This window comes from Pseudarthrobacter sp. C4D7 (assembly GCF_013359725.1).
Lineage (GTDB): Bacteria > Actinomycetota > Actinomycetes > Actinomycetales > Micrococcaceae > Arthrobacter.
The window spans coordinates 179,299-187,197 of record NZ_JABFMW010000005.1 but is presented as its reverse complement, the minus strand read 5'-3'; the positions used below and the strand labels follow the sequence as shown (position 1 = coordinate 187,197).

The window sequence follows — 7,899 nt, the reverse complement described above, 5'->3', positions numbered from 1 at the left end:
TAAACCCCGGATACAACACAGCACCCGTCACCACCACAGCCACCACAGCACCAAACGCCGTACCGGTGGACCACCGTGAGCGGGAAAACCGGCGCCAGAGGGGCACGCCGGCAGGACGGCTTTGGGCGCGCGTTTGTCCGCGACGTTTCATGTGTGAGAATCCCCCGGTAAATCTAGGCAGGCTGCCTGCAGCCGGCATCACAGGACACCGGGCACCACAACGATACCGCTATACGCCAACAAATGGACAAATTCTTTCAGCAGGCTTCAGCACCCGTGGAAGCCCGCGTCCTAGTCGAGGATCAGGCCCTTGCCCCGGCCGCGGGTGAGGCGCACGGGGTTGATTTCGCCGAAGCCGCGCACGTTTTCCGGCTCCTGGGGAATCAGGACGAACCGCTCGTCGTGGTCCAGGGCGGAGGCCGTCATGGAGTCCACCAGGACCGTGCCTGGATCCGCGAGGGTGGTCAGGCGTGCGGCGAGATTGACGGTGGGACCGTAGATGTCGCCCAGGCGGGACAGGATCCGTCCCCACACCATGGCCACCCGGGCTTCGGGGAGGATCTCGTCCTCGGTGAAGGCTTCGGCGAGGGCCAGGGAGATCTCGGCGCCGGCGGCCGGGGTCTCGGCAATGTAGAGCACTTCATCGCCGACGGTCTTGACCAGCCTGCCGCCGCCGACGGAGATGATCTCCGCGCACTTGTTTTCGAAGCGCTGGACCAGCCGGGCGAGCGTCTTTTCGTTCATCCGGCGGGACAGGCTGGTGTAGGAGACCAGGTCGGCGAACCCGACGGCGCGGGCCAGGGGCAGCGGGGCGTCGTCTTCGTCGCCTTCGCGGCCTTCCTCGCTGGCCTGCAGTCCGGCCTCGGCACGGACCGCGAGGCGCTGGACGCCGGCGTTGAGCTGGCGGCGCCAGGAGTACACCAGGACCTCCTCCAGTGCGTCCACCAGGGCGGGGAGTTCGTTGACCAGGCGCTTGCGGGCCACGGCATCCGTGACGCCCTGCTCGTGGACCATGTCCTCCACCAGCGCTTCGATCTGCCACACCACCATGCGGTCGGTCATTTGCCCGATGGACCGGGTTACCGAGATGGCAGCTTCCTCCGTGAGCTTGCCGGCGCGGACCAGGTCCACCACGGTGGACAGGGCGGCCTGGTCTCGTTCGGTGAAGGCCACGTCTTCGTCACCGAAGTTGGGGAAGCCCAGGGCGCGCCACAGTTTGCGGGCAGAGAGCAGGGAGAGCCCCGCACCAGCGGCAACCTCACGGCGGCGGAGCTTGCGTTCTCCCCCCAGCAGCCTGGCTTCGAGCGCCTTCATGGCGAGGCGTTCGGCGGACATGGCGCCGGTTGGCGGGTGGCGGTCGACGGCGGGCAGCTCCGCCGGAAGGCCGGGTGCGGTTTCCGGCTGGTCGGCGGGGAAGCCGCCGGAGCCAGGCTCAACGGCGGCGGTTCCGGCCGGGACGCGCTCGACGCGTTCCTGCTGGGCCTCATCGGTCATCCCGTCCACCTTCTCTCATGTCCTCCGGAAAAGCACCCGCAGGGTAATACGTCGTGTCCCCCGGCTGGGACCCGCTGTCCTCCGGCAGTTCCCCTATGGCGTCGAGGATAAAGTCGCGGAACCGGGCAACCTCGGGCACGTCGCGAAAGGTCACCATGCCCTGGTGCCCGGTTTCCAAGGATATATTCCCCGAGCGCACCAGTCGCTGCAGCAGCGATTCGTGGACAGTGAGGTTACGCACCGACGCCAGGTTCACCTGCTGGTCCCGCCTGTTCAACAGGCCCCACCGGGCCACCATACGCTGGCTGGTCAGGGTGTAGCGGGTGCCCTGCCAGCGCAGCAGGCGCGGCAGGCAGTAACCCAGCCATACAGTTACCGCCGCGAGGACGCAGGCCGTGACAAACCATGGCGTCCATTGGCGGCCCAGGGCGGGGGCCATGCGGGTAATACCGCCGCGGATGACCCACGCACTGGCGAACGCGGCAAGGGCCGGCGCCAGGACAAAGGCGGCTGCCGCTCCGGCGAGCCTGCGCGGCTGCGGACGGGTGGTGACGATGACCTGCTCCCCCGGCACGAGGGTTTTACGCATAGCCGCCCTGGTGTGGGGTGTCCGGCGACGTCCAGGGCCGCAAGTGGACCACGTCACCGGCCGTCACCACATGCTCATGCGAATCCCGGTCAACCACCAGCAGGGAGCCGTAGTCGTCCAGCCGGGACGCGTGGCCAATGATTTCGTGGTCCCCGGGCAGCTGCGCGCGCACCTGCTTGCCCAGGGTGACCATGACGGCCTCCACCCTCTTGTGCAGCGACGGGCCGCCAGCCATCCCGGCCGTGGGGTCGCCGTCGGCATTGCAGAAATTGCGGTACAGGACGGCGAAGTGGGAGAGGTAGCTTTTCAGCAGCGCGGTGCGGTCGGTGGTGCTGGCTCCCTCGATGGCCGCGGAGGTTGCCGTGGGGACTGGAAGTTCGCTTTCACGCAGCGTGACGTTCAGGCCGGTGCCCAAAATGACGGGCGGCACGTTTCCGTCCACCATGGGACCCAGCTGGGCCAGGATGCCGGCGATCTTCCTGCCGCGGACCAGGACATCGTTGGGCCACTTCAGTTCCGCCGGGATACCGGCCGTCTCCAGGAGCGTTTCGCGCAGGGCCAGGGCTGCGATGAGGGACAGCCAGGAGTAGCTCTGGGTGGGAAGGGGGCGCCCATCCGCGTTGACCGGGCGCAGGACCACTGAGACGGATACCGAGCTCAGCGGCGGCGCCTCCCACCGCCGGTCCAGCCGTCCCCGGGCAGCCGTCTGATACTCGGCGGTCAGGACGGAAAGATCCGGCCATGCCGCCGGGTCCACGGTGACACCCCGCAAAAGGTCGGCGTTGGTGGAGCCGGTGGAGTCCACGACGTCGATCCGGGGGATCCCCGTGGCGGCGAGGAAACGCTGGTCGGCCAGGTCCGCTCGGTTCAGGGGGGTACCCGGTGCGTGTGCGTCATCCATAGCTAGATCCTACCGAGCCGGACCGGGTCCCACCCAGACTGCCACCGCCCGGAGCCGACCGTCCGGGCGGCGGCGGGAGGGGCTGCTAGAGGAAGATGTCCGCCACCAGCCGGTCTTCCGGCGCGCCCAGGCTGTAGGGACGGAAGTCGGTCACGCCGGCCGCGGCGAGGACCTGCTCGTCCGTGTAGAAATTGCCCGACGGCGGCGCGCCGGTTCCAAGATTGCTTCCGGTCAGGACGGCGTGGGCGGCGTCGGCCATGATCTGCGGCCCCCTGGCGGCAAGCACCATGGTGTCGCCGTGGGGCATGTTGCGGATGGCGGCTGTGTCAATGAGGGTGCACGGCCACAGGGAGTTGACCCGGATGCCGTCGCCCTTGAGCTCTTCGGCTAGGCCCAGCGTGGTCAGGCTCATGCCGTATTTGGCCATGGTGTACGCGAGGTGCTTCCCGGCCCAGGAGGGGTCAAGGTTCAGCGGCGGTGAGAGCGTCAGGATCTGTCCCCGCCCGGAGGCACGCAGCGCCGGCAGCGCCAGTTTTGACAGCAGGAAGGTGCCGCGGACGTTGATGTCCTGCATGAGGTCGTACCGCTTCATGTCCACGGCGTCCGTGGTGGACAGGTCGATGGCGGACGCGTTGTTGATGACCACGTCGATGCCGCCGAACCGCTCCAGCGCAGCATCCACGGCGCCGGCCACATCCTCATCCCTGCGGACGTCGCCCACCAGGGGCAGCGCCTGGCCGCCGGCCTCCTCCAGCTCCCGGGCCGCGCTGTACACGGTCCCGGCCAGCTTGGGGTGCGGCTCGCCCGTCTTGGCGAGGAGCACAATGTTGGCACCGTCCCGGGCGGCCCTCAGCGCTATGGCCAGGCCGATCCCGCGGCTGCCGCCGGAGAGCAGGATGGTCCGGCCGGCCAGGGAACCAGCGGCCCGGTACGGGCTTTCGGTGGCATGCAAAGCATCGTCGCTTGAAGTCATGGAAACACTGTAACCCAACTAAGTTACCGGTGAGTAACATTGTGAAGGGGTGGATGGAAACGCAGAAAATTGTAGGTTCCCTACAGCTGTGGACGCCCAGACCGTTACTAGACTTGCCAGCAGGGTTGGTCTTTTGTGTGGATGCTACTTAATGCTCCGGACAGCACGGGCCGCCAGCCGACAGAACTGACCTGCTACAGAGCCGGAGACACTTGATGAGCCACGATCTGACAACGACAGCGGGAAAGATCGCCGATTTCCGCGACCGCCAGGCGCGCGCCGAACAGCCCTCCGGCCCCGAAGCCACCGACAAGCAGCATGCCCGCGGCAAGAACACGGCCCGCGAGCGCATCGCCCTGCTCCTGGACGAGGACTCGTTCGTTGAATTCGACGCCCTGGCCGTGCACCGCTCCACCGCCTTCGGCATGGAAAAGAAGAAGCCGCTGGGCGACGGCCTGGTGTCCGGCTACGGCACCGTGGACGGCCGGTTGGTGGCGGTATACAGCCAGGACTTCACCGTGTACGGCGGGTCCCTGAGCCAGGTCAACGGCGAAAAGATCGTCAAGGTCCAGGAGTTCGCGCTCCGCAACGGCTGCCCCGTCGTCGGCATCCTGGACGGCGGCGGCGCCCGCATCCAGGAAGGTGTGGCCTCCCTGGCCATGTTCGCGGATATCTTCCGCAACAACGTCCACGCCTCCGGCGTGGTACCGCAGATCTCACTGATCATGGGCCCGTCCGCCGGCGGCGCGGCCTACTCCCCCGCCCTCACCGACTACGTGGTGATGGTGGACAAGACCTCGCACATGTTCATCACCGGACCGGACGTCATCAAGACCGTCACCGGCGAGGACGTGGACATGGAAACCCTGGGCGGCGCCCGGCAGCACAACGCCACCACCGGCACGTCCACCTACCTGGCCTCGGACGAAGCCGACGCCATCGAGTTCGTCCGCGAACTGCTGGACTTCCTCCCCTCCAACAACCTGGCGGAAGCACCCGTCCTGGGGCACCAGCAGGAATTGGAGATTGACGACGACGACCTCGCCCTGGACACGCTGGTTCCGGATTCAGCCAACCAGCCATACGACATGCGCGCCGTGGTGGAGCAGATCGTGGACGACGGGCACTTCCTGGAAATGCAGGCCCTGTACGCGCCGAACGTGATGATCGGCTACGGCCGCGTGGAGGGCCACACGGTAGGCATCGTGGCCAACCAACCCCTCCAGTTCGCCGGCACCCTGGACATCGCCGCGTCGGAAAAAGCGGCCCGCTTCGTGCGCAACTGCGACGCCTTCAACATCCCCATCATCACCCTGGTGGACGTGCCAGGCTTCCTGCCCGGCAAGGACCAGGAGTTCCAGGGCATCATCCGCCGCGGCGCCAAACTCCTCTACGCCTACGCCGAGGCCACGGTCCCCAAGCTCACCGTCATCACCCGAAAGGCCTACGGCGGCGCCTACATCGTCATGGGCTCCAAGAAGCTCGGCGCCGACCTGAACCTGGCCTGGCCCACGGCCCAGATCGGTGTGATGGGCGCCCAGGGTGCGGTGAACATCCTCTACCGCCGCGACCTCGCAGCCGTCGCCGAGGAGGGCGGCGACGTCGAGGCCCGCCGCGCCCAGGTGATCCAGCAGTACGAGGAAGAACTCCTCAACCCCTACCAGGCCGCGGAGCTCGGCTACGTGGACGCCGTCATTGCCCCCTCGGACACCCGCCTCCAGATCATCCGGGGCCTGCGCGCCCTTCGCGACAAGCGGGCCAGCCTGCCCGCCAAGAAGCACGGGAACATCCCGCTGTGACCGGCACCCAAGAGGCGCCCGAGCCCGCCGAAACCCCGGACGCAGCCGCGCCGCTGTTCTCTGTTGTCAAAGGGCAGCCGAACGACGAGGAACTCGCCGCGCTGGCCGCCGTCGTCCTCTCACTCGGCGGAGAGAACCCGGCGGCGGCCCGGACAGCCGGCGTGCGGCACTGGGTCCGGCGGCAGCAGCTCCGGCTTGCCCCCATTCCCGGTCCGGGAGCCTGGAAACGCAGCCAGGGCTGAGGCGCGCCCACGCTCCCTGCCACGGCCCACCCGCGTTGCCGGGTAGTGTCGCAATGTGACTACCGACACCGCACCCGCCGCGCGCCCGCATACCCGGATTGACGCCGTCGCGGACAACTACACCGACACCCTGATCAGGCTCAACCCGACCTTTGCCACCACCCTTGGCCTGCCGGGACATGAGACGGAATACCAGGACTTCTCCCCCGCCGGCATCGCCGGATTTGCCGAGGCCGCCCGGGATGCCCTGGTGGCACTGGAGGGGCTGGAGCCGGAGGACGACGTGGACGCCGTCACCCTGGACGCCATGCAGGAACGGCTGGGCCTGCAGCTGCTGATCCACGCCTCCGGCTGGGAATACGCCGACCTGAACAACATTGCCTCCCCGGCGCAGGACATCCGCGCCATCTTCGACCTCATGCCCACCGCAACCGAGCAGGACTGGGAGCACATCGCCGGGCGCGCACACAACGTGCCCGCGGCCATCAGCGGCTACACCGAGTCCCTGCGCCTGGCCAGGGATGCGGGCAAGGTCGCTGCCGCCCGCCAGGTGCGCATCGTCATCGAACAGGTCAGCAAGTACGCCGCCGGGGACGGCTTCTTCGCCAAGCTGGCCGCAGGCGCCGCCACGGCCAACGGGCCGCTTGCGCCGGCCCTGCAGGAGAAGCTCGACGCCGGCGCTGACGCCGCCCGCAGCGCCTACAGCGGCCTGGCGGAATTCCTGCGCACCGAACTGCTGCCGGAAGCGCCCGAAAAGGATGCCGTGGGCAGGGCCCGCTATGCGCTGGCGTCCCGCTCCTTCCTGGGCGCAGAGGTGGACCTGGAGGAAACGTACGCGTGGGGCGTCCAGGAACTGGACCGCCTCATCGCGGAACAGGAAAAGGTGGCGGCCACCATCAAGCCTGGGGCTTCCATTGCCGAAGCCAAGGACATCCTCAACAACGATCCCGCACGGCAGCTCAAGGGCACGGAGGCGCTCCAGGCATGGATGCAGGGCCTCTCCGACAAAGCCGTGGCAGAGCTTGCCGGCGTGCACTTCGACATCCCCGACGTCATGAAGACACTGGAGTGCAGGATTGCCCCCACCGACGAAGGCGGCATCTACTACACCGGTCCGTCCGATGACTTCAGCCGCCCCGGCCGCATGTGGTGGTCCGTCCCCGCCGGCGAGGACACCTTTACCACCTGGGCCGAAACCACCACCGTGTACCACGAGGGCGTCCCGGGCCACCACCTCCAAGTGGCCACCGCCACCTACCGCCGCGAACTGCTCAACAAGTGGCGGCGGAACGTCTGCTGGACGTCCGGCCACGGCGAAGGGTGGGCCCTATACGCCGAAAAGCTCATGCAGGAACTGGGCTACCTGAACGATCCCGGCGACCACATGGGCATGCTGGACATGCAGCGCATGCGGGCAGCCCGCGTGGTCTTCGACATCGGCGTCCACCTGGAACTCGAGATGCCCGGACGCTGGGGAACCGGCACCTGGACCGCAGACAAGGGTTACGGCTTCCTGAAGGAAAACCTCCCCATCAGCGAAGGCCAGCTCAACTTCGAATTCACCCGCTACCTCGGCTGGCCCGGACAGGCACCCTCCTACAAAGTGGGCCAGCGACTCTGGGAACAGATTCGTGCCGAACTGGAATCACGGCCCGGGTTCGACCTCAAGGAGTTCCACACCAAAGCCCTCAACATCGGCTCTGTCGGACTCGACACCCTCCGCCGGGCGCTGCTGACCTAGTCCGCCCGCCAGGGGGTGGGCACCATGCAGCCCACCCCCTGTTTGGCGAGACGTTAAGCACACCGCCCCGGGGAATAAGTAACACAAACCGCTGCCCGCCTTGTGTTTCAGGGGCTTCCTGCGTCCTCGAGAAGATCTCAGCGCGTAATATTTCTCAATA

General features: G+C 67.4%; 7 protein-coding genes. 3 read left to right on the top strand and 4 right to left on the bottom strand.

The annotated features are described in order from the left end of the window. Positions 1-291: 291 nt before the first annotated feature. From HNO81_RS06400 to HNO81_RS06385, 4 genes are all read right to left on the bottom strand, one after another. Positions 292-1,494 (bottom strand): adenylate/guanylate cyclase domain-containing protein, encoded by a 1,203-nt coding sequence (locus HNO81_RS06400; protein WP_175317297.1) that lies wholly within the window; start codon positions 1,492-1,494, stop codon positions 292-294. Next, entirely contained in the window at positions 1,484-2,083 is a 600-nt protein-coding gene (locus HNO81_RS06395) for a PH domain-containing protein (RefSeq protein WP_175317296.1), read from the bottom strand. Before HNO81_RS06395 ends, HNO81_RS06400 begins: the two co-directional genes overlap by 11 nt. Then, a complete protein-coding gene (locus HNO81_RS06390; protein ID WP_175317295.1) occupies positions 2,076-2,984 on the bottom strand; it encodes a biotin--[acetyl-CoA-carboxylase] ligase in 909 nt (302 codons plus the stop codon). The genes HNO81_RS06395 and HNO81_RS06390 overlap by 8 nt, the downstream gene beginning before the upstream one ends. 85 nt (positions 2,985-3,069) lie before the next feature. Beyond that, positions 3,070-3,957 (bottom strand): NAD(P)-dependent oxidoreductase, encoded by an 888-nt coding sequence (locus HNO81_RS06385; RefSeq protein ID WP_175317294.1) that lies wholly within the window; start codon positions 3,955-3,957, stop codon positions 3,070-3,072. A gap of 215 nt (positions 3,958-4,172) precedes the next feature. Between HNO81_RS06385 and HNO81_RS06380 the strand changes: the two genes are divergently transcribed. The 3 genes from HNO81_RS06380 to HNO81_RS06370 are packed head-to-tail and all read left to right on the top strand — an operon-like array spanning position 4,173 to position 7,739. Continuing rightward, positions 4,173-5,756: an acyl-CoA carboxylase subunit beta gene (locus HNO81_RS06380; RefSeq protein WP_175317293.1), complete on the top strand. Its 1,584-nt coding sequence runs from the start codon at positions 4,173-4,175 to the stop codon at positions 5,754-5,756. Beyond that, positions 5,753-5,998 (top strand): acyl-CoA carboxylase subunit epsilon, encoded by a 246-nt coding sequence (locus HNO81_RS06375; protein ID WP_371818176.1) that lies wholly within the window; start codon positions 5,753-5,755, stop codon positions 5,996-5,998. The genes HNO81_RS06380 and HNO81_RS06375 overlap by 4 nt, the downstream gene beginning before the upstream one ends. 55 nt (positions 5,999-6,053) lie before the next feature. Beyond that, positions 6,054-7,739 (top strand): DUF885 domain-containing protein, encoded by a 1,686-nt coding sequence (locus HNO81_RS06370; protein ID WP_175317292.1) that lies wholly within the window; start codon positions 6,054-6,056, stop codon positions 7,737-7,739. The last annotated feature ends 160 nt before the right edge of the window (positions 7,740-7,899 follow it).

What these genes read in the sequence shown, in the direction of transcription:
- HNO81_RS06390 (WP_175317295.1), bottom strand. Translation starts at nt 2,984, where the DNA reads ATGGATGACGCACACGCACCGGGTACCCCCCTGAACCGAGCGGACCTG.
- HNO81_RS06380 (WP_175317293.1), top strand. Translation starts at nt 4,173, where the DNA reads ATGAGCCACGATCTGACAACGACAGCGGGAAAGATCGCCGATTTCCGC.
- HNO81_RS06400 (WP_175317297.1), bottom strand. Translation starts at nt 1,494, where the DNA reads ATGACCGATGAGGCCCAGCAGGAACGCGTCGAGCGCGTCCCGGCCGGA.
- HNO81_RS06385 (WP_175317294.1), bottom strand. Translation starts at nt 3,957, where the DNA reads ATGACTTCAAGCGACGATGCTTTGCATGCCACCGAAAGCCCGTACCGG.
- HNO81_RS06395 (WP_175317296.1), bottom strand. Translation starts at nt 2,083, where the DNA reads ATGCGTAAAACCCTCGTGCCGGGGGAGCAGGTCATCGTCACCACCCGT.